General features: G+C 72.6%; 17 protein-coding genes. 10 read left to right on the forward strand and 7 right to left on the reverse strand.

Annotation, left to right across the window (positions count from 1 at the left end; translation table 11 throughout):
- Positions 1-11: 11 nt before the first annotated feature.
- Positions 12-1073: an LLM class flavin-dependent oxidoreductase gene (locus ABFX54_RS12425; RefSeq protein WP_346104299.1), complete on the forward strand. Its 1062-nt coding sequence runs from the start codon at positions 12-14 to the stop codon at positions 1071-1073.
- The gene (locus tag ABFX54_RS12430) at positions 1070-2572 is read left to right on the forward strand and encodes an AMP-binding protein (protein ID WP_346104301.1); all 1503 of its coding nucleotides are present in this window, start codon (positions 1070-1072) and stop codon (positions 2570-2572) included. Before ABFX54_RS12425 ends, ABFX54_RS12430 begins: the two co-directional genes overlap by 4 nt.
- A 30-nt stretch (positions 2573-2602) precedes the next feature.
- On the opposite strand, the gene ABFX54_RS12435 is transcribed toward ABFX54_RS12430, so the two are convergent.
- Together ABFX54_RS12435 and ABFX54_RS12440 are read right to left on the reverse strand one after the other, a co-directional pair.
- Positions 2603-3196 (reverse strand): TetR/AcrR family transcriptional regulator, encoded by a 594-nt coding sequence (locus ABFX54_RS12435; protein WP_346104303.1) that lies wholly within the window; start codon positions 3194-3196, stop codon positions 2603-2605.
- A 50-nt stretch (positions 3197-3246) separates the two neighbouring features.
- Entirely contained in the window at positions 3247-4155 is a 909-nt protein-coding gene (locus tag ABFX54_RS12440; protein WP_346104305.1) for a cyclase family protein, read from the reverse strand.
- 29 nt (positions 4156-4184) lie between these two features.
- On the opposite strand from ABFX54_RS12440, the gene ABFX54_RS12445 reads away from it, so the two are divergent.
- On the forward strand, positions 4185-5342 hold the full coding sequence (locus ABFX54_RS12445) for a serine hydrolase domain-containing protein (protein ID WP_346104307.1): 1158 nt from the start codon (positions 4185-4187) through the stop codon (positions 5340-5342).
- Positions 5343-5354: 12 nt separating this feature from the next.
- Here the strand turns inward: ABFX54_RS12445 and ABFX54_RS12450 are convergent, their stop codons facing one another.
- The gene (locus tag ABFX54_RS12450) at positions 5355-6092 is read right to left on the reverse strand and encodes an SDR family NAD(P)-dependent oxidoreductase (protein ID WP_346104372.1); all 738 of its coding nucleotides are present in this window, start codon (positions 6090-6092) and stop codon (positions 5355-5357) included.
- Positions 6092-6682, reverse strand: coding sequence for a cysteine hydrolase family protein (locus tag ABFX54_RS12455; protein WP_346104309.1), 591 nt, complete (start codon positions 6680-6682; stop codon positions 6092-6094). The genes ABFX54_RS12450 and ABFX54_RS12455 overlap by 1 nt, the downstream gene beginning before the upstream one ends.
- 163 nt (positions 6683-6845) lie before the next feature.
- Here ABFX54_RS12455 and ABFX54_RS12460 point away from each other — a divergent pair, with 163 nt between their 5' ends.
- The 7 genes from ABFX54_RS12460 (at position 6846) to ABFX54_RS12490 (ending at position 16614) form a co-directional block, all read left to right on the forward strand.
- A complete protein-coding gene (locus tag ABFX54_RS12460) occupies positions 6846-8759 on the forward strand; it encodes a serine/threonine-protein kinase (protein ID WP_346104311.1) in 1914 nt (637 codons plus the stop codon).
- Positions 8760-8814: 55 nt separating this feature from the next.
- Positions 8815-9177 (forward strand): Zn-ribbon domain-containing OB-fold protein, encoded by a 363-nt coding sequence (locus ABFX54_RS12465; protein ID WP_346104313.1) that lies wholly within the window; start codon positions 8815-8817, stop codon positions 9175-9177.
- Positions 9174-9497: a VOC family protein gene (locus ABFX54_RS12470; RefSeq protein WP_346104315.1), complete on the forward strand. Its 324-nt coding sequence runs from the start codon at positions 9174-9176 to the stop codon at positions 9495-9497. Before ABFX54_RS12465 ends, ABFX54_RS12470 begins: the two co-directional genes overlap by 4 nt.
- Before the next feature lie 15 nt (positions 9498-9512).
- Positions 9513-11021 carry a class I adenylate-forming enzyme family protein gene (locus ABFX54_RS12475; RefSeq protein ID WP_346104317.1) on the forward strand — a complete coding sequence of 503 codons (1509 nt, stop codon included), beginning with the start codon at positions 9513-9515 and terminating at the stop codon, positions 11019-11021.
- Positions 11018-13075 carry an acetate--CoA ligase family protein gene (locus ABFX54_RS12480; protein WP_346104318.1) on the forward strand — a complete coding sequence of 686 codons (2058 nt, stop codon included), beginning with the start codon at positions 11018-11020 and terminating at the stop codon, positions 13073-13075. Before ABFX54_RS12475 ends, ABFX54_RS12480 begins: the two co-directional genes overlap by 4 nt.
- Positions 13062-13811, forward strand: a complete 750-nt coding sequence (locus tag ABFX54_RS12485; protein ID WP_346104320.1) for a glucose 1-dehydrogenase — start codon at positions 13062-13064, stop codon at positions 13809-13811. Before ABFX54_RS12480 ends, ABFX54_RS12485 begins: the two co-directional genes overlap by 14 nt.
- Before the next feature lie 262 nt (positions 13812-14073).
- Positions 14074-16614 carry a CHAP domain-containing protein gene (locus ABFX54_RS12490; protein ID WP_346104321.1) on the forward strand — a complete coding sequence of 847 codons (2541 nt, stop codon included), beginning with the start codon at positions 14074-14076 and terminating at the stop codon, positions 16612-16614.
- Between the two features lie 201 nt (positions 16615-16815).
- Here the strand turns inward: ABFX54_RS12490 and ABFX54_RS12495 are convergent, their stop codons facing one another.
- Genes ABFX54_RS12495 through ABFX54_RS12505 form a run of 3 tightly spaced genes read right to left on the reverse strand, consistent with a single transcriptional unit; the run spans position 16816 to position 19717 of the window.
- Positions 16816-17643, reverse strand: coding sequence for a TIGR03619 family F420-dependent LLM class oxidoreductase (locus ABFX54_RS12495; RefSeq protein ID WP_346104323.1), 828 nt, complete (start codon positions 17641-17643; stop codon positions 16816-16818).
- A complete protein-coding gene (locus ABFX54_RS12500) occupies positions 17640-18623 on the reverse strand; it encodes an acyl-CoA dehydrogenase family protein (protein ID WP_346104324.1) in 984 nt (327 codons plus the stop codon). The genes ABFX54_RS12495 and ABFX54_RS12500 overlap by 4 nt, the downstream gene beginning before the upstream one ends.
- Positions 18620-19717 (reverse strand): acyl-CoA dehydrogenase family protein, encoded by a 1098-nt coding sequence (locus ABFX54_RS12505; RefSeq protein ID WP_346104325.1) that lies wholly within the window; start codon positions 19715-19717, stop codon positions 18620-18622. Before ABFX54_RS12505 ends, ABFX54_RS12500 begins: the two co-directional genes overlap by 4 nt.
- Positions 19718-20096 lie beyond the last annotated feature (379 nt).

The raw sequence follows: 20096 nt of genomic DNA on the forward strand, positions 1-20096 counted from the left end.
GAGGCCGCCGCATGAAGTTCTCGACCTTCCACCTCTTCCACCGCTTCGACGGACAGAGCTTCAAGGACGTCTACGACTACCACCTGGAGCTCATCGAGCTGGCCGAGGAGCTGGGGTTCGACGGGGTACGGCTGGCCGAGCACCACTTCCGTGACTACGGCGTCGTCCCCAACCTGTTCACCATGCTCGCCCACGCCGCCGCCCGCACCACCGACCTGCGGCTCGGCACCGGCATCGTGGTGCTGCCGCTGCACGATCCCGTCCACGTCGCGGAAGAGGCGGCGCTGGTGGACGTGCTGTCCGGGGGGCGGCTGGACCTGGGGATCGGGCGGGGGTACCAGAGCTTCGAGTTCGAAGGGTTCGGCATCGACCTGGCCGAGGCGCGCGACCGGTTCAACGAGGCGCTGGAGGTGATCGTCGGGCTCTGGACGCAGGACTCGTACCAGCACGAGGGCAAGTTCTACAAGACCGGGACCGAGGTGTCGCTGGTGCCCAGGCCGGTGCAGGGCCCGCATCCGCCGCTGCACGTCGCGGCCGTCTCGCCCGAGACCGTCACCATGTACGCCGAGCGCGGCCTGCCCATCCTGGCCGACCCGGCGGCGCCGTTCAGGAAGGTCGTCAAGGCGGCCGAGACCTGGCGGGAGACGGCCGCGCGGGCGGGGCACCCGGAGCGGGCCGACCTCGTGGTGGCCCGCAGCGTGTACGTCGCCCCCACCCTCGAGCAGGCCCGCGCCGACCAGGAGCGGTTCGAGGCGTCGTTCGACCGCTCACGCATCTTCAACGAGCGCAGCGCCCCCATCGACCCGAAGACCGGCCGCGCGGCGCAGGGCTTCGAGTACTACCAGGACCGCTACCTCAAGGGCGGCTCGGTCTCGACCGAGTTCCGGTGGGAGCAGTTGGAGGTGATCGGCGACCCGGCACGGGTGATCGAGCAGATCTCGCTGCTCAGGGACGCCGGGTTCGGCAACCTGCTGTGCGACTTCGGCAGCACCAGGCCGATGCCGCTGGAGGACATGAAGCGGGTCATGCGCTTCTTCGCGACCGAAGTCATGCCGGCCTTTGGAGACCGATGATGATCCACAGCCTGTCGCTGTCCGACGTACTCGCCGACCACGCCCGCAGCCGCCCCGGTGTGACCGCCACCGTGGACGGCGAGCTCCGCCACACCTACGCCGAGCTGGACCTGAGAGTAAGCCGGCTGGCGGCGGCGCTGGCCGGATCCGGCGTCGCCACCGGCGAGCGGGTGTTGTGGCTGGGGCAGAACTCGCACGCCGTGCTGGAGCTGCTGCTGGCCTGCTCGCGGCTGGGCGCCGTGTTCTGCCCGGCCAACTGGCGGCAGTCGCCGGACGAGCTGCGTTTCGTGCTCGACGACCTGACCCCGTCCGTGGTCGTCTACGAGCCGTCGGAGGCCACCACGTCCCTGCGCGCCGCCGGCGCGGGGACGTGGCTCCAGGCGGGCGCGGAGTACGAGCGGGCCGTGGCGGAGGCGCCGGTGCGCGAGTTCGCCCAGGTGGACGACGCCGAACCCGTCCTCGCTCTCTACACCGCGGCCTTCGCCGGGCGGCCCAGCGCCGCCCTGCTGAGCAGCGCCGCGCTCGTCGCGCACGCCACGTCCCTGCTCGTCGTCCGGCAGATGGAGCCCGGCTTCACCTTCCTCAGCGACGGCCCGCTCTTCCACGTCGGCACCATGATGTTCTGCCTGGCCACGTTCCAGATCGGCGGCACGAACATCTTCACCCCCGCCTTCGACGCCGAGGAGGTCTGCCGGCTGATCGACGCCGAGCGGGTGACGCAGGCGTTCCTGTTCGGGCCGATGATCGACGCGGTGGCCAAGGCGAACGCGGGCGGCAAGTACGACCTGTCCTCGCTGCGCTTCGTCTCCCACTCCGCCGAGTGGGACGACATGATCACCGTGGACGACTCGCCGTGGTGCCGCTCCAAGATGGGCGGGTACGGGCAGACCGAGGTGGGCGGGATGCTCACGTTCCTCGGGCTGGCGGAGGGCGGGGCCGGGTTCGCGGGGCGGCCGTCGCCGCTGGTGCAGGTGCGATTGCTGGCTCCGGACGGCACGGAGGCTCCGGCGGGGGAGGTCGGGGAGATCTGCGCCCGCGGCAAGACCCTCTTTTCCGGATATTTCGCCCGCCCCGACTTAAATGCGGAAAAAACGGCGTACGGCTGGCATCACACCGGCGACCTCGGCCGCCGCGAACCCGACGGCACCCTCACCTTCATCGGCCCCAAGCTACGCATGATCAAGTCGGGCGCCGAGAACGTCTACCCGGCCGAGGTGGAACGGGCGCTCAAGACGCACCCGGCCGTCGCGGACGCCGCCGTCATCGGCGTCCCCGACCCCGACTGGCAGCAGGCGGTCAAGGCCGTCGTCGCCCTGCGCCCCGAGGCCGGCGAGGTTACCGCCGACGATCTGACCGAGCACGTACGGACGCTGCTGGCGTCGTACAAGAAGCCCAAGCACGTGGTGTTCGTGGACAGCATCCCCAAGCGCGGTTTCACCCCCGACTACGACGCCCTGGACGCGGCCCACGACGGCGGCGGCTACCCGGGCAGCGCCTGATCAGCCCTGGAGCAGCGGCTGCCCCGAGGATCAGCCCCGGGGCAGCGGCAGCCCCGCCTCCAGGTGCCGCAGCGCCTGGTCGAGCTGGGCGGGCGCGTCCGTCTCCGGGTCCTTCACCCACTCGAACCAGAGGGCGAGCATCACCCCGATGATCGCTCCGGTCACGTTGCGCAGCTCGGGATCGTCCGGTTCGCGCCCTTCGCGGGCCGCCAGCCGCTCGCGCAGCGTGGTGATCACGCCGGTGACGTTCTCCATGCTCGACGCCCACAGCTCGGGCACGGAGAACATCAGCCGCTCCCGCTCCAGGCTGTCGGCGCGCTCCTCAGGCGTCTGCGCCTCGATCACCGCCGCCATCGCCATCCGTACGGCCGCGACGGGACCGGCGTCCGGCGGCACCGCGTCGAGCGCTTCCATGAGCGGCGGGAACTGGTCGACCATCACCAGGTCCTCTTTTGTCGCGAAATAGCGGAAGACGGTGCTGGGCGCCACCTCCGCCGCGTCCGCGATCTGCTCGACCGTCGTGGCGGAGTATCCCTGCTCGCGGAAGAGCCGCAGCGCCTCCTTCTGGATCAACGCCCTGGTCTTGGCCTTCTTGCGTTCGCGCAGGCCCGGTCGGTCGCTCATGATCCACATTCTCCGGCGGCGAGGCCCCGCACGTCCACTTCCGCGGGCGCTCAGAGGATGGCCAGCGGGGTGAGCGGGCTGCCCGTGCCGCCCTCGATCCGCAGCGGCGCCGCCACGAACACGAACGTGCCGCGCCCCGCCGCCGCCAGCTCCTCCAGCCAGAGCATCTCGATCAGGTGGATGCCGTGCCGGTGCAGCAGGATCAGGTGCAGGTCGTCCTCGATCGGCTCGTCGGCCATGCCGCGCGCGTTCAGCCCGCCGATCGCGGCGTTGTCGGAGGCGACCGCCGCCACGTCGTGCGCCGCCAGCCAGCGGCCCGCCTCGGCCGACAGGCCCGGCTGGCCCGACCAGTACTCCTCGCGCGAGCGCTGCCACACCACCGGCCATCCGGTACGGACGACCACCACGTCCCCCGGCTCCGGCGTGGCGATCTCCTCCAGCAGGCCCGCCTCGACGCGGTAGTCCGCCGGCAGATGGTCGAGGCCGAGCCTGCCGGGCAGGTCGTACAGCACTCCCCTGGCCACCACCCCGCCCACGTGCTCGATGCCGCACCGGGTGGCGCCGTAGGAGCGGACCCTGGCCGCCGGGTGGCCGTTGTAGAGCTCGTCGCCCGACCACATGTGGCACAGCGCGTCCATGTGGGTCGTCGTGCCGTGCCCGGTGACGACCAGGGCGTCGTCGGCCACCCGCAGGCCCGCCCCGATCGGCCGGGCCCCGGCCGCGTAGTCGCCGCCGTCCACGGACATGAAGTGCTGCGGCAGGGGGCGGCCCGGCAGGTGCGGGACGGTCTGCGGGGCCGGCGAGGAGGTGGCGCCCCTGATCGGCATGGCCAGGCTCAGCACCTCGCCGGTGGTGGCGCTGCGCAGGGCGTCGAGGACGACGGCGGGGGTGAGGAGGTTGAGGGTGCCCCGCTGATCGTCTGGGCCGAATCGTCCCCAGTTGTTAGGCTCGGCAGCCAAGTGAGCACTTCCTTCCTGGCGGAGGTCTGATGCACTGCGATCCTCGGTTCTCCCGCGTACGCGAGGTCTTCGAGCGGAACTTCGCCGACGGCGAGGAGCTGGGTGCGGCCTTCGCCGTCTACCTGGACGGCGAACCTGTCGTGGACCTGTGGGACGGCGTGGCCGACCGGCACACCGGCCGGGCCTGGGAGCGCGACACCCCCGCCTTCGCCTACTCCTGCACCAAGGCGATCACCGCCGCCGTCCTGTTGCGGCTGGTGGAGCGGGGGCTGGTGGACGTCGAGGCGCCGGTCGCGGTGCACTGGCCGGAGTTCGCGGCCTGCGGCAAGGAGACGGTCACCGTCGAGCACCTGCTCAGCCACCAGGCCGGGCTGCCGGCCATCGCGGAGCAGGTGCCGGTGGAGGAGTTCGAGGACCAGCCGGCCATCGCGGCCCGGCTGGCCGGCCAGGAGCCCCTGTGGGAGCCGGGGACGGCGCACGGGTATCACGGGCTGACCTACGGGTTCCTGGTGGGCGAGGTGATCAGGCGGGTGACCGGCAAGTCGGTGGGCGAGCTGGTGGCCGCCGAGATCGCCGGCCCGCTGGAGCTGGAGCTGTGGGTGGGCGCGCCGGCCGCGGTGATCGCCCGCACGGCGCGGCTCAAGGCCGGCGAACGCGCCCGCCCCGAGGTCACGGAGACCCCGGCCGGCGGGCGGGCTGACGACGTGCTGGAGCGGATGGCGCGGGCGGCGCTCGACCCGCACAGCCTGATGAACCGGGCCCTCGGCAACCCCGGCATGCACCTGCTCAAGGGCGGCGCGAACAACCCGGTGATCCTGCGCGCCGGCTGGCCCGCCGCCGGAGTCGTGACCACCGCCAGAGGGCTGGCCGGGTTCTACCGCGCGCTGCTCTCCGGCGACCTGCTGCGCCAGGAGACGCTGGCCGAGGCCATGCGGCCACGGGTGAACGGGCCCGACCGGGTGCTGCTGCTCGACACCTCGTTCGGGCTCGGCTTCATGCGGCCGTCGCTCACGTTCCTGATGCCCTCGCCGACCGCGTTCGGGCATTCGGGGATGGGCGGCTCGATCGGCCTGGGCGATCCGGGGCGCGGCCTGGCCATCGGGTACGTGATGAACAGGATGGCCGACGCGATCTCCGGCAACCTGCGCGGCCTGCGCCTGGTGCAGGCGGTCTACGACTCGTTGTGAGCGCATGGCCGTTCAGTGCATGGTCACGCCGCCGCTCACCGACAGGGTCTGCCCGGTGATGTACGCGGCGCGTTCCGTACAGAGGTAGGCGACCAGGCCCGCCACGTCGGCGGGAGCGCCGAGGCGGCGCAGCGGGATGCCCCGGGCGATCTTGTCGACCAGCCCGGGCTCGGCCTCCGACACCCGGCGCAGCATGGGGGTGTCGGTCGGGCCCGGGCAGACCACGTTGGCGGTGACGTGCGCCCTGGCGGCCTCGCGGGCCAGCGTCTTGGCCAGGCCGAAGAGCCCGGCCTTGGTCGCCGCGTACGCGCCCTCTCCGCCCGAGCCGGCCCTGGCCCCGTCGGAGGAGATGAACACCAGCCGCCCCCATCCCCGCTCCAGCATGCCGGGCAGCAGCAGTTTGGTCAGCAGCATCGGACCGCGCAGGTTGACCTGCCACATGAGGTCCCAGCCCGCGGGATCGCTCTCGACGAACGGCTGCACGATCGACACCCCGGCGTTGTGCACCAGGATGTCCGCCCGCCCCACCGCGCCCGCGAACTCCGCCACGACCACCGGCGACGCCAGGTCCACGGGCAACGCCTCGGCGTCAGGGAGGGTGGCCGCGACCTTCGCCGCGCCGGGCAGGTCGACGTCCGCCACGACGACCTTCGCCCCGAGCGCGGCCAGGTCGGCGGCGATGGCCGCGCCGATCGCGCCCGCCGCCCCGGTCACCACCGCCGTGCGCCCGTCCAGGCGCATCCCGTCCATCATCGCCACGCCTCGACCAGGCCGGCGGCGGTGGCGCGGGTGGCGAGCAGGCTGACCGTGTGCTTCAGCACGGCCCGCGCGTAGTCGTCGGGGATGCCCGCGACCGCGTCGGTGACCACCGTGACCCGGTAGCCCAGGTTGACCGCCTCCAGTGCCAGCCCGGGGATGCCCAGGTTGAGCGAGACGCCGAGCGCGACCACGGACGAGACGCCGAGCGAGCGCAGCGTCATGTCGAGCGAGGTGCCGGTGAACGGGGAGAAGCCGTGGTGACGGCGGCTCTCCAGGTCGCCGCCTTCCCGCAGCTCGGGCAGGACCTCGACGGCGCCCGTGCCCTCCAGCATGTGCTCGGGGTCCTTCAGGAGGGCGACGATGAACGGGCAGTTGTCGCTGTGGGAGCCGGCCCGGTCGGGCCGGAAGGCGGCCGTGCAGTGGATCACCGGGATCTCGGCCCGCCTGGCCGCCCGGAGGACGAGGGCCGCGTTGGCGATCACGTCGCGGCGCGCGCACGCCTCCACCAGATCAGGAAATTTCGTCAGATCGCCGACGACGCCTCGTTGCATCTCCATCACCAGCACCGCCACGCGCCCCACCGGCGACCTCCACCTGATTGTTAGCCGAGCGCTTGCTTGGGTAGCATAACACCGGCACTCAGCGTCATCTCTCATCCACACGGGGCGAAATATCTCCGGTCGTGACAACCCACACCCCGGGTGAGACCGTCGAATCGATGACGGCTGCCTATGGGGGTAGGACTTGGTTCCTGGTTACCGTGAAGTACGCCAGCTCGGCTCCGGCCGCACCGGCCGCGTGTTCCTCGCCACCTACCAGGCCACGGGCGCGTACGTGGCGATCAAGTACCTGAACGCCACCCTGCGCAGGGACGCCGAGTTCATGGACCGCTTCCGGTCGGACACCCACCAGCTCGTCGAGATCGACGACCCCAACGTGGTGCGGCTGTACGAGTACGTCGAGACCCCCACCAGGGCGGCCGTGGTCATGGAGCTGGTGGACGGCGTCTCGCTGCGCACACTGCTGGCCGAGCACGGCCGTACCGGCCCCGAGGCGGCGCTGGCCGTGCTCAAGAGCACGCTGCTGGCCCTGGCCGCCGCGCACGAGAAGGGCGTGCCGCACCGGGACGTCAGCCCGGACAACGTCCTGGTCCAGGCCGACGGCACCAGCAAGCTGAGCGACTTCGGCGTCGTGGTGCACGCCGAGGAGCCGGGCGTGCCGGCGGGGACCCCCGCGTACATGGCGCCCGAGCTGTGGACGCAGGAACGGGCGGGGCCGCCGGCCGACGTGTACGCGGCGGCGTGCGTGCTGTTCGAGGCGGTCAGGGGGCGGCCGCCGTACCGGGCGTTCAAGGACGGGGAGGAGGGGGCGCAGGACGTCCCGGCGCTCCGGGACAAGCACCTGGTGGAGCCGGTGCCGCTGGAGGTGGTGCCGGACGCGCTGCGCGACCTGCTCAGGCGGGGGCTGGCCAAGGACCCGGCGGCCAGGTACGCCTCGGCCAGGCAGTTCGCGGCCGAGCTCGAACAGGACGCGGTCGCGAACTACGGCCCCGACTGGGAGAAGCGCGGGCGGCGGCATCTGGCGGAGCTGGCGGCGCTGCTCGCGCTGCGCCGCCCGCTGGCCAGGACCGACCACACCGCCCCCGCCGCGACCGGCCTGCGCGACCGGCTGCTGAGCCTGCCCAGGCTGCCGCCCCAGTTGTGGGTGGCGGGGGCGGCCGTGGTGACGACGGTGATCGCGATCATGCTGTCCGGCAGCGGGCTGCCCGCCGGGCCCGGGACGATCCTGATGCCGCCGCCCAAGGCCAGGACCGAGGCCACCGCCGCCACCCCTGCCCCCACCCGGAGCCGCGCCCCCACCTCACCCTCTACCTCGTCCGTGGCCACCCCGGCCCGAACGCGCACCGCCTCCGCTCCCCCACTGACCACCGGTGTCACGTCCCCGCCCGCGCCGCCGAGCCGAGATCCGGGGACCGGCGCCTCGGGGTCGGCCGCCACGGTGCGCGCCGCGACCATCCTCAACTGGAGCGGCACGACGGGCTCGATCTCGGTCGCGGCGGCCGGGACGGGGACGGTGCGGCTGCGGATCTCGTACACGCGGCGCGACGGGGACGGCGGGGCGGCCAGGACCGTCCGGCAGGAGACCCGCACGCTGCGCGGCAGCACCGCCTACACCAGCACGGTCCGGCACGATCCCGGCGAGGTCGCGTGCGGTGGGCGGGCGCACCTGGGCATTCTGGTCATGACGGAGCCGGCGGCGGGGAACGGGCCGCAGGTGAGCGAGGTGGCGGTGAACGGTCCCGCCTGCCCGGTCCCGACCACCAGCACGTCCGCGAGCGCCTCCCCGTCCGCGAGCCGCGCGCCCGCCCCCACACCCGGCCTGACAGCCTCCCCCACGTCCGGCCCCACGTCCGGCCCCACGTCCGGCCCCACGTCCGGCCCCACGTCCGGCCTCAGCACGCGGGGAACCAGCGCGCCCGATGTCGGGACGCGTGCCACCGACGCGCCCGATCCGTCCGGCTCGTCCGGCTCGTCGCTTTCGGAGGCTCCGGGGGCGATGCCCGAGCCGACCCCGCTGAACACCTCCCCCAGCGCCACCGGCGCGCCGGCCGAGGAGGCGTCCGATCCGGAGGCGGGGGCGTCGTTCCAGGGGGAGTGACCGGCCCGGGCGGGTCTTGTCGGCCAACCAAGCGTGCGCTAGCTTGGCTAGCACGATGAGCGGTGACACCTCTGCCTTCTGGGCCGCCTGCGTACGCGGCGAGCTGGTCATCCAGCGCTGTACGGCCTGTGATCGCCGCATCCACCTCCCCGAGCCCGCCTGCCCCTGGTGCGGCGGTGGAAGCCTGGTGTTCGAGCCGGCCTCGGGCGAAGGCGTGGTGCACACCTACACCGTCGTGCACCGCTCGTTCGCCCCCGGCTACCAGGGCCGCGAGCCGTACGTCATGGCCTGGGTGGACCTGCCGGAAGGGGTGCGGGCGTTCGGCCACGTGGTGGAGTGCCCGCCCGAGCGGGTGCGCGTCGGGCTCCCGGTCCGCGTGACGTTCCTCGACGACCTGCCCCATTGGAGGCCAGCGTGAAGCTCGGCAACGTCCTGATCCCCGTGGCCGACCTGGACGAGGCGATCGCCTTCTACGGGCTGCCGGTGAAGTTCCGCGACGGCGACCGGTTCGCCGCGCTCGACGGCGGCGGGGTCACCGTGGCGCTGGCCGGGCCGGAGGAGCACGTGACCGCCTCCGCGGCGCCGTCGTACAAGGTGGACGACGTCGCCGCGACGGTGAAGGAGCTGGCGGCGCGCGGGGCCGAGGTGGTGCGGGCTCCCGAGGCGGGGCCGCACGAGACGCGGGCCGTGCTGCGCGATCCCTCGGGCAACGTCTTCGTGCTCTATTCGCCCCTCTGATGTGGAGGCTCCCCCATGGCGCGATCACCCTACGGCAACTACGGCCACGCGATCCTGACCGCCGGAGCGATGCGCACGCCCGACCGCGTGGCGCTGACGTACTGCGGCGAGCAGCGCTTCACCTACGACGAGCTCAACCGCAACGTCAACCGCCGCGCCAACGCCCTGCTCGCCGCCGGGATCACGCCGGGCAGGCGGGTCGCGGCGCTGCTCAACGAGACGCTGCTGGTGGCCGAGAGCTACCTGGCGCACGCCAAGATCGGCGCGGTCACGGCGGCGTTGAACCCGTTCTGGCCGGAGGAGACGCTGCGTGACGTGGTGGCGGCGTCGGGCTGCACGGCCTTCGTGTACGACGCGACCGTGGCCTCGGTCGTGGCCCGGATCAGGCCGTCGCTGCCGGACGTGACCACCTGGATCGACGTACGGGAACTGGCCGGCGACTCGGACGAGGAGCCCCCTCTGGCGGGGTTCGGCGACGACCCCCTCGCGCTCTACTACACCTCGGGGACGACCGGGCTGCCCAAGGCCGTCGTGCACACGCACGCGTCGTCGCTGGCCACGGCGCAGATCTGGCTCGACGTGCCGCGCGGCCCCGACTCGGTGTTCGGGACGGGCGCGATCATCTGGGGCATCGGCTTCCCCGCCATCGTGGGGCCCGCGCTGTACGCGGGGATGCGGCTGGTGCTGGAGCAGGACTGGGGGCCGGCGAACTTCCTGCGGGTCGTCCCGCGCGAACGCGTCACGCACGTGTCGCAGATCCCCTCGTTCTACTCGGCGCTGCTGGCCTCGCCCGAGCACGAGGACGTGGACCTGTCCTCGATCGAGGTGATCATGCTGGGTGGCGAGCCGCTGACCGCGACCATGCTGGACCGGATCAAGGACCGGCTGCCGGGGGCCGGGGTGTACTCCTACTACGGGCAGACCGAGGCCCCGTACACGTGCATGGGCCGGGTGGACGACGGGTCCACGCCGCTGGGCTCCTCGGGGCGGGCCCGTACGGGCAACGCGGTGCGCGTCACCGACCACCGGGGGAACCGGGTGATCGACGAGGTCGGCGAGATCAACCTGGCCGGGCCGCACCGGATGGCCGGCTACGACGGCCTGCCCGACAGGACGGCGGAGGTGCTGCGCGGCGAGTGGTACGTGGGCGGCGACCTCGGCTCCGTCTCCGCCGACGGCGTCCTGCGCGTGCTCGGGCGCAAGGAGGACGCGATCATCAAGGGCGGCGTCTGGACCCAGCCGGCCGCGATCGAGGAGGCCGCCTCGGCGCTGGACGGGGTGGCCGAGGCCGGGGCGGTCGGAGTGCCGGAGGGGGCGCAGGAGCAGCAGGTGCTGCTGGCCGTCGTACCGCGCGCCGGGCACACCCTCGACCCGTCCAAGCTGGCGCTGGCCCTGGCCGACACGCTCCCCGCGCACCAGCGGCCCGATCACATCGTGGTCGCCGACGAGCTGCCGCACTCCCAGGACGCCTCGGGCGGGCCGGGCAAGCTGGTGCGCAGGAAGATCCGCGAGCTGCTCGGGTGAGCGCGTACGAGCACGAGGTCAAGGCGCTGATCGGCGAGGCGGGGGTGCCGGTGCCGCGCGGCGTCGTGATGACTCCCGGCGCCGGCTTCGATACGGGCCCCGATGGCGGCTTCGTGGCGGCGGCCGGGCTGGCCGAGCCGCTGGTGCTGAAGGCGTTCGGGCCCGGGCTGCTGCACAAGTCGGAGGCCGGCGCGGTCCGGCTGGGCCTGCGCTTCGACGAGCTGGGGCCGGCGGCGGAGGAGATGGCGGCCCGGCTGCGGCCGGCCGGCTTCCTGGTGGAGGAGCAGGCCGAGCCGGGGGTCGAGCTGATCGTCGGTCTGGTACGGGATCCCGCGTTCGGCCCGGTGCTGCTGGCCGGCCTCGGCGGGGTGTGGACGGAGGCGCTGCGCGACACGGCGCTACGCCTCTGCCCGATCGCGGAGCAGGACGCGCGGCGCATGCTGGCCTCACTGCGCGGGACCGAACTGCTGCGCGGCTGGCGCGGCGGCCCGCCCGTGGACCTGGACGCGGTGGTCGAGCTGCTCATGACGGCCGGCGGGCCCGGCGGGCTGTGGGAACGGCTGGAGCTGGGCGAGTTCGAGCTGAACCCGGTCATCGCCGGCCCGTCGGGCGTGATCGCGGTCGACGCCAGGTATGTGCCGGACATACCCGCCGAAGCCGAGAGCCCATCGAACGACTCGGTCACGGACTTCCTGCCCCTGTTCGAGCCCGGCGCGGTGGCCGTGGTCGGCGCGTCCACGTCGCGGCCGAACTTCGGCAACATGTTCCTCGGTTTCTACCAGGCAGCCGGTGTGCCGCTGGTGGCCGTGCATCCCACGGCCGCCGAGGTGAGCGGGGTGCCGGCCGTGCCCTCGCTCGCCGCGGCCGAGGTGGATTATGCGCTGGTCGCCGTCCCCGCGGAGCGTTGCGCGGACGTGGTGCGGCAGGCGCGCGGAGTGCCGTTCGTGCAGGTGATGAGCGGCGGCTTCGGCGAGGCCGGGCGGCCGGAGCTGGAGTCGGAGCTGGTCGCGGCGGCGCGGGAGGCGGGCACGCGCCTGCTCGGGCCGAACTGCATGGGCGTCTACTGCCCGCGCGGCCGGCAGACGTTCGTCGGCGGCGGCCTGGGACCGGCGGGGACGGTCGCGCTGATCTCGCAGAGCGGCGGGCTGGCCGGCGAGGTGATCAAGGTCGGCGAGCGGCGCGGGCTGGCGTTCAGCCGGGTCGCCACCGTCGGGAACGCGGCCGACGTCACCCCCGCCGAGCTGCTGCGCTGGCTGGCGCGCGACCCCGAGACGCGCGCCGTCGGCCTGTACCTGGAGGATCCGAAGAACGGACGTGAGCTGTACGCGGCCCTGCGTGACGCGCCCGTGCCCGTGGTGCTGCTGGTCGGCGGGCGCAGCGGGCAGGGACGTCGGGCGGCGGCCTCCCACACGGGCGGGCTGGTGAGCGACCTGCGGATCTGGGAGGCGGTGGCCGAGCAGTCGGGGGCGGCGCTGGTGACGAGCCAGGACGACCTGATCGGCGTGCTCGCCTACTTCCAGGCCCACGGGACGCGCACGGTGCACGGGGACGAGGTCCTGGTGGTGGGGCCGAGCGGCGGGGCGAGCGTGCTGGCGGCGGACGCGTTCGACCGGGCCGGGGTGCGGCTCGCCCCGCTGCCCGGCGACCGCCTGGACGCGCTGCCCGGGCTCGGCGTGGTGGCGACCGGCAACCCGCTGGAGGTCCCCGTGGGCCCGATGGGCCGGGCCGGGCTGGCGGCCGAGGTGATCGACGCACTCGGGGTCCCGTACGCGGACGTGGTGGCGCACGTGAACGTTCAGGCCTTCTTCACGTACGCGAGCGCGCACGGAGATCCGGGCGAGCCCCTGTACGCCTACGCGCGGGCCCTGGCCGCGGCCCAGGCCGACCGGCCCGGCACCAGGATCAGCCTGGTCACCAGGAACGGCGACTGCGCGCCTCCGGGCGTCGAGGACGAGGTCGGGCGGATCGCGGCGGCGGCGGGGATCCCCGTCTACCGCACCATGGAGGCGGCCGCCGTGGCCGTCGCGGCAGGAGGATGTCATGGGGTTGCTTGACGGCAAGGTGGCGCTGATCACCGGCGGGGCGCGCGGCATGGGGGCGGCGCACGTGCGGCTGTTCCTGGAGGAGGGCGCGCGGGTGGTGTTCGGGGACGTGCTGGAGGAGGAGGGCAAGGCCCTGGCGGAGGAGACGGGAGCCACGTACGTGCGGCACGACGTGACGAGCGCCGCGGAGTGGGAGCGGGCGGTGGGGACGGCGGTGGAGGTGTACGGACGCCTCGACGTGCTGGTCAACAACGCCGGGATCCTGAAATTTCGGCGTATCGCCGACATGTCGCCCGAGGACTTCGACCGGGTGATCGGCGTCAACCTCAAGGGCACCTGGCTGGGCGTCAAGTCCGTCATCGAACCCATGAAGGCGGCCGGGCGCGGCTCCATCGTGAACGTCTCCTCGATCGAGGGCTACGTCGGGGCCGAGGGGCTGTCGGCGTACTCGGCGTCGAAGTTCGGCATCCGGGGCGTCACCAAGTCGGCGGCGCGGGAGCTGGCCAGGTTCAAGATCCGGGTGAACTCGGTGCACCCCGGCGCGATCAACACCCCGATGGCCCTGGACCCGGAGATCATGGCCGAGGTGGACGGCGAGGCATTCGTCAAGTCGATGGTGATGAAGCGCTTCGCCAAGCCCGTCGAGGTGTCGCACGTGGTGGCGTTCCTGGCCTCCGACAAGGCCAGCTACTGCACGGGCACCGAGGTCACGGTGGACGGTGGGCTGCTGACGGGCGCAGGATACTAAGATCTCACCCCAAGGTAGATCTTTAACGGTTAAACCACCTAGGCGAGGACAATTCTGGCAGCATCGCTGACCTGCGGTTCCACCTTGGGAGAGACATGGGTCTCTCTTGGAACGTGCTTGACCTGGGGTTACAACACGATAACCTCACACAGCACGGAAGACGACAGGTCTCCGGTTTCGTCACACCAGTCACTGGGCCCTCCCTCTACCCAGTGCTGCGTGGCCGAATCCGGACTTGCCCGGAAGGTTTCCCCACACTTCCATGACGCCAGAGATCCAGAAGTACATCGAACTGCTCGAAAGCCAGCTCGGATACTCCGAGAAGTCGGGCTCTTACACCAAGTTCGGCCACTGGTACGGCAAGAACGTCGAGTTCGACGCCGACTACACCTCAGCGCCGTGGTGCGACATGTACCTCTCCTGGGCCGCGCACAAGCTCGGCTACGAGGACTGGATGGGGCAGTTCGCGTGGACGGTCGCGCACGCGGAGTGGTTCAAGGAGCAAGGGGCGTGGGGCAAGAAACCCCAGGTCGGCGCGTTCGTCTTCTACGACTGGAGCGGCAGTAACAGCATCGACCACATCGACCACGTCGGCGTCGTGACGAAGGTCAGGGGCGATCGCATCTCCACCATCGAGGGCAACATCGACGGGGGCGTCGCCAAGCGCAAGGAACGTGACACGAGCAAGGTGGTCGGGTACGGCTACCCCCAGCGCATCAAGGCCCGCCTCGACCGGGCCGAGGCCAGGAAGAAGAAGGCCGAGCAGCAGGCGTCCGAACCGGGCGAGAAGACCGGCACGCTGGCCCCGGACGAGCTGACCGCCATGATCCCCCGCTCCGACGCGGCCCTCGCCGGACGGACTCCGCTGGACCGGCTCCAGTCCCAGACCCCCACGGGCGACGAGGCGCAGGCCAAGGGCCAGACTGAAGGGCAGACGCCGGAGGAGGCGCAGGGCCGCGTCCAGCCCGCCACGCCGAACTCCGACACGCCGTCGACCTCGCACAAGACGCCCGACTCGCCCTCCGCCGACGCATCGCCCGGCCCCTCTGATGCCTCTTCCGGCTCCGATGCCACGTCCGGCGCCGTCTCCGACTCCGCCACTGCGAAAACGAGCCCGCAGAGCGGCGCGGCGCCGTCCCCCACGACGGTCAAGAAGGGCAAGCACGCCAAACCCACCACGGCGGACACGGAGGCGGCCACCTCGGACCCGCTCCCCTCCCACACGGACGCCTCCGCCACCGGGCCGCTGCCCGCCATCGACTCCCCGACGCTGATCGGCTCGGCGCTGGTGGCCGGGCTGGCGCTGCTGGCCGTGGCCAAGACCCGCCGCCTGCGCCTCGGGGCCGCCACCACCACCGGGACCACCGCTGGAGCCGCCGCTGCGACCGCCGCCGCTGCCGCCTCCGGGACCGCTCCGGTCACCGCGAAGGCCGGCCCCGCCGCTGCTTCCTCCACCGCTGCCGGCGCCGGCAAGCCGGCGCGCCCGTCCCGCGTGAAGCGCCGGCGCCGCCGTCGCCGCACGACCCTGCTGCCGGTGACCGCGACGCGGCGCGTGGAGACGGCGGACAGCCTGCTCGCGGCAGAGCTCAAGGAGAGCGCCGACCGCCTCGCCACGTCGGCCGCCCTCGCCTCGCTGAAGGCCTCGGACGCCCTGCAGCCCACCGCCTCGGACGTCTTCGCCGCGTTCCAGGACGACACCCTCCAGCCCACCGCTTCGGACGTCTTCGCCGCTTACCGGGGCGCCACTTTCCAGCCCGCCGCCTCCGACCTTTTCGCCGCCTTCCAAGACGACACCCTCCAGCCCACGGCTTCGGACGTCTTCGCCGCCTACCAGGACGGCACCCGCCTGACCACCGCCGCCGACGTCTTCGCCGCCCACCACGACGGCACCCTCGACTCCGCCTTCCGGGACGGCACCGGCCGGCCCACCACCGCCGCCTCCCACCGGGCCGGCCCCCGGAACGACGCCTTCCACCGCCACACCGTCGAGTCCGGCATGGCCGACTCCAGTGCCGTCATCCGAGCCACCGGCCGGGGCGCCAGGCACCGGAAGCTGCCCCTGGAGACCAGGCCGTTCGACCTGTCCACGGACGCGGCCTCCCTCCAGCCGTCCGCCTCCCATCACTCCCCCGGGTCCCACCACGCCTCCGGCTCCCAGCGCCACGCCGCCCACCGCCAGGGCTTCGGTCCGGGATCGCACCGCCACGGCTCCCAGCACCACGGCACCGGCCCGTCCCCGTACACGCCGGCCTTCGACGCAGACCCGTACGAGCCGGACTTCGACCGCGACCGCTTCACCTTCACCGACGACACCGGCCCGATGGAGGTCGTCCTCGACACGGGCCCGCTGCAGCGCGTGGTCGACACCGGCTCGTTCGACCGCATCGTCATCCCCGGCGCGACCAGCACGTTCGACGCCTTCGCCCCGCCGACGGGCAGGCGCGGCGACCTGTTCACCCCACCTGCCACCAGGCGCGGAGGAACTCCCGACGCCTCCGCCGCACCCACCAGGGACAGGGACGCCTTCACGCCACCCCCGGGCAGGCGCGGGGACGCCGTCGCTCCAGCCCTGGGCAGGCGCGGCAGTGACTCCCCCGACGTGCCCGGCGCGACGTACCGGGGCCGCCGGCGACGCCACGCCGCCGATGAGCCGCTCGCCTTCTCCCCCGACCTCCCGCCCAGAGGCCGCCGCCACCGCCGCTCGCCGGACCTCCACCGGCCCGCCGACGCACCGCCGAGAAGCCGCCGCCGCCCCCTCGACGACGACCGCCAGCTGACCGGCGGAGGCCGCCACCGCGCTTGAGCAGCCCGAGCGGCCTCGCCCGGCCTTCCGAGCAGCCCGAGCAACCTGAGCGGCCGACCTCCGACGAGCGGCCCGAGCAAGGTCACCCACCCTGCGAGCGGTCTCGACGACCTCATCGATCACCCATGCCCAGAGGCGAGCGGAGACCTGCGAGACCGGACCGCGGCCTGCGAGGCAAGGCAGCGGACCTGCCCGGCCCGATCAGGCGAGGCCTCCTCCCCCAACCCCGTACTCCTCAGCGAAGCCGGACAATCGGGACACCGCATCCCTGCTCCGCGTCCACGGCCGTACGATCAGCCGTTCCACCCCGAGCGCCGCCCAGCCGGCCACCTCGTCCGGCCCGGCCAGCTCGTACGCGTGCGCCGTCACCGGCACCCCGGCCCCCAGCCGTTCGATCTGCGGCCTGATCGACTCCAGCGTGTGCGGCATGCTGATCCACCCGTCGCACAGCCGCGCCGCCCTGCGCAGCGCCGCGGGCGACTCACCGCCCGCGAGCACGGGCAGCCGCGCCTGCACCGGCTTGGGCTCGAAGGCGACCTCGGCGAAGGAGTAGAACCGCCCGCTGTGGGCGACGACGGGCTCGCTCCAGAGCCGCCTCACCACCTCGATCGCCTCGTCCAGCCGCGCTCCCCTGGTGTTGAACGGCACTCCGGCCGCGTCCCACTCCCCCCGGTACCAGCCGGCCCCGACCCCGCAGATGGCCCGTCCCGAGGAGAGCACGTCGAGGGTGGCGAACGCGCGGGCCGACACGAACGGATGCCGCAGCGCGAGGAGCTGCACGGCCGTGCCGAGCCGGACGCGGGTGGTGTGAGCGGCCAGCCAGCACAGGTACGCCGGCGCGTCGAACAGGGGCGTCTGCGGCTTGATCCCCGGATCGGACGTGCCCGGGTAGACGGCCAGGGACAGGTCAGTGGCGAAGACGAGATGTTCCGGCAGCCACACCGACTCGAACCCCAGCTCGTCGGCCGCCACCGCCACGTCCTTCCAGGCTGCGGGATGCAGCAGGCCGAGGGGGACGCCGAACTTCACGGGTACCTCCGGGGGTCGCCGCCGGTGATCGCGGCACGCAGGCGTTCGCGGTGGAAGGCGGTGGTGCCGTACGCGGCCGACAGGGACCAGGCGCGGGCGAGCCAGAAGCGCAGATCCAGCTCCTCCGTATACCCGATCGCCCCGTGCACCTGCAACGCCACCCGCGCCGCCAACGTCGCGGCCTCCCCAGCGGCGGCCTTGGCCGCACTGGCGTCCCGCCCAGGGAACAACCCATCCCCACTGTCCCTGTCCACGGACAACGCCGCCCGCCACACCAACGGCGCCGCGAACTCCACCGCCACGGCCACATCGGCGAGCTGATGCTTGACCGCCTGGAACGACCCGATCGCCGCCCCGAACTGCGTCCGCACACGAGCATGCCGAACACTCACGTCGAGCAGCTGCCTCGCGACCCCGACGAGCTGCGCCGCGGTCGCCACAGCCCCCCGGGCCAGCAGGTGCTCGGCAGAGCCGTCCAGCGCGTCGGGCTCCTCCTCAGGCTCCTCCGCTTCCACCTCGAACAACGGCCGGCACGGATCCACCCCGTCCCTGCGTACCAGGCGGGCCGACTTCCCCCGCGCCAGCCGCAACCCCTCGGGACCGGACAGCACCAGCAGATCGGCCAGGTCGGCATCGGCGACGTAAGCCTGCCCAGGAGGCAGCACCGCCACCCGAACCTCACCCGAGGCCAGCCCGGGAACCTCGGCCAGCAGCGGCCCGGCCACCACCGCCGTGTCGGCGAACGGGCCCGGCAGGCAGGCGCGCCCGGTCTCCTCCAGCGCGGGCAGCACGTCGGCCAGCCCGAGGCCCAGCCCGTCGGCCTCGGGCGGCAGCATCAGCCCGAAGAACCCCAGCTCGGCGAGCTGCTCCCAGGCGGGCCGCCGCTCGGAGCGCAGCGCGGCGGGCGGGCAGTGGGCGCGCAGCACGTCGCGTACGGTCGCGCCCAGGGCGAGCTGTTCGCCCGTGAATCCGAAGTTCATCGTGGCAGCCCCAGGACCCGCTCGGCGACGATGTTGCGCTGGATCTCGTTCGTGCCGGCGTAGATGGGCCCGGCCAGCGAGAACAGGAACCCGTCCAGCCACCCCTCGGCCCGGTCCCCCAGCAGGTCGAGGGCCAGCGTGTGCATGCGCAGGTCCAGCTCGGACCAGAAGATCTTGCCCATGCTGGCCGCGGGCCCGAGCTCCTGCCCCGCCATGATCCGCCGCGCCGTCCCGAACGTGTGCAGCCGGTACGCCTCCGCCTCCACCCAGCACCTGGCGGCCCGGTCGGCCAGCACGGGATCGGCGTCACGCGCCAGCGCGACGAGCCGATCGGCGGTGGCCAGGAACCGGCCGGGGCTGCGCAGGGTCAGGCCGCGCTCCGACGAGGTGGTCGCCATCGCGATCCGCCACCCCTCGCCCACCTCCCCCAGCACCATCGAGTCCGGAACGTACACACCGTCGAACCGCAGCTCGGCGAAGCCCGGCAGACCGTCGAGCTGCGCGATCGGCCGCACCTCCACCTCGTCCATGGCGAACAGGAAGTACGTCAGCCCGCGGTGCCGCGTCCCGGAGGTGCGAAAGAGCCCGAACCCATGGCCGGCGTACGCGGCACGCGAGCTCCACGTCTTGTGCCCGTAGAGCCGCCAGCCGCCGCCCGGCACGGGCTCGGCGCGCGAAGTCAGGGCGGCCAGGTCACTGCCGGCCTCCGGCTCCGACCACGCCTGCGCCCACACGTCGTCCCCTCTGGCCATCCTGGGCAACCAGCGCGCCCGCTGCTCGGGCGTCCCGAACCTCATGAGGGAGGGTGCCAGCAGAAAGATCCCGTTCTGGGTAACGCGCGCGGGAGCACCGGCGGCCCAGTACTCCTCCTCGAAGATCAGCCACTCGACCAGCGAGGCACCGCGCCCGCCGTACTCCTCGGGCCAGGAGACAACGGACAACCGCGCCTCGGCCAGCCGCGCCTCCCAGTCCCGGTGCGCCGCGAAGCCTTCCGGGGTGTCCATGGACGGCAGCGACTCCGGCACGTGCTCCCGGAGCCATCCGCGAACCTCTGCACGAAAGCCCTGCTCAGCCGGGGAGTAGTCGAGATCCACAGAAACCAACCTAGCGCACGCTTGGTGTAATGACCAGGCCGAAGCTACAAAAGCACGCAAATCGGCACTCTGAACCCCATATCGCAACAAATGGACAGTGTGAGGATATTTACACGTTCTTGCCGAGGGCAACGTTAAGCCAGCGTGTAAGCCTGTAACTGCGGAGTAGGTAACAACACGCCCGCGACTGTTGAATGCGGTGGCCAGACGTGCTCTCCGAAGGGCTATGCTATGCGGAAGGCGACGCTGCTGCTTCCGCGGCGCCGCCCAACACCACATGGATCACCAGAGGGTGTTACTCCATGCGTCAGCCTCTTCACCCAGACTGACACATCCACATCTCCGCGAATAGGTCAAGCCATGGACAACTCTGTCTTCC

This window comes from Nonomuraea maheshkhaliensis, assembly GCF_039529435.1.
GTDB classification, from domain to species: Bacteria; Actinomycetota; Actinomycetes; order Streptosporangiales; family Streptosporangiaceae; genus Nonomuraea; species Nonomuraea maheshkhaliensis.

Bases quoted from the DNA above. Each gene is read 5' to 3' on its own strand.
- ABFX54_RS12425 (WP_346104299.1), top strand. From the start codon at position 12: ATGAAGTTCTCGACCTTCCACCTCTTCCACCGCTTCGACGGACAGAGC.
- ABFX54_RS12430 (WP_346104301.1), top strand. From the start codon at position 1,070: ATGATGATCCACAGCCTGTCGCTGTCCGACGTACTCGCCGACCACGCC.
- ABFX54_RS12435 (WP_346104303.1), bottom strand. From the start codon at position 3,196: ATGAGCGACCGACCGGGCCTGCGCGAACGCAAGAAGGCCAAGACCAGG.
- ABFX54_RS12445 (WP_346104307.1), top strand. From the start codon at position 4,185: ATGCACTGCGATCCTCGGTTCTCCCGCGTACGCGAGGTCTTCGAGCGG.
- ABFX54_RS12450 (WP_346104372.1), bottom strand. From the start codon at position 6,092: ATGGACGGGATGCGCCTGGACGGGCGCACGGCGGTGGTGACCGGGGCG.
- ABFX54_RS12465 (WP_346104313.1), top strand. From the start codon at position 8,815: ATGAGCGGTGACACCTCTGCCTTCTGGGCCGCCTGCGTACGCGGCGAG.
- ABFX54_RS12475 (WP_346104317.1), top strand. From the start codon at position 9,513: ATGGCGCGATCACCCTACGGCAACTACGGCCACGCGATCCTGACCGCC.
- ABFX54_RS12485 (WP_346104320.1), top strand. From the start codon at position 13,062: ATGGGGTTGCTTGACGGCAAGGTGGCGCTGATCACCGGCGGGGCGCGC.
- ABFX54_RS12490 (WP_346104321.1), top strand. From the start codon at position 14,074: ATGACGCCAGAGATCCAGAAGTACATCGAACTGCTCGAAAGCCAGCTC.
- ABFX54_RS12500 (WP_346104324.1), bottom strand. From the start codon at position 18,623: ATGAACTTCGGATTCACGGGCGAACAGCTCGCCCTGGGCGCGACCGTA.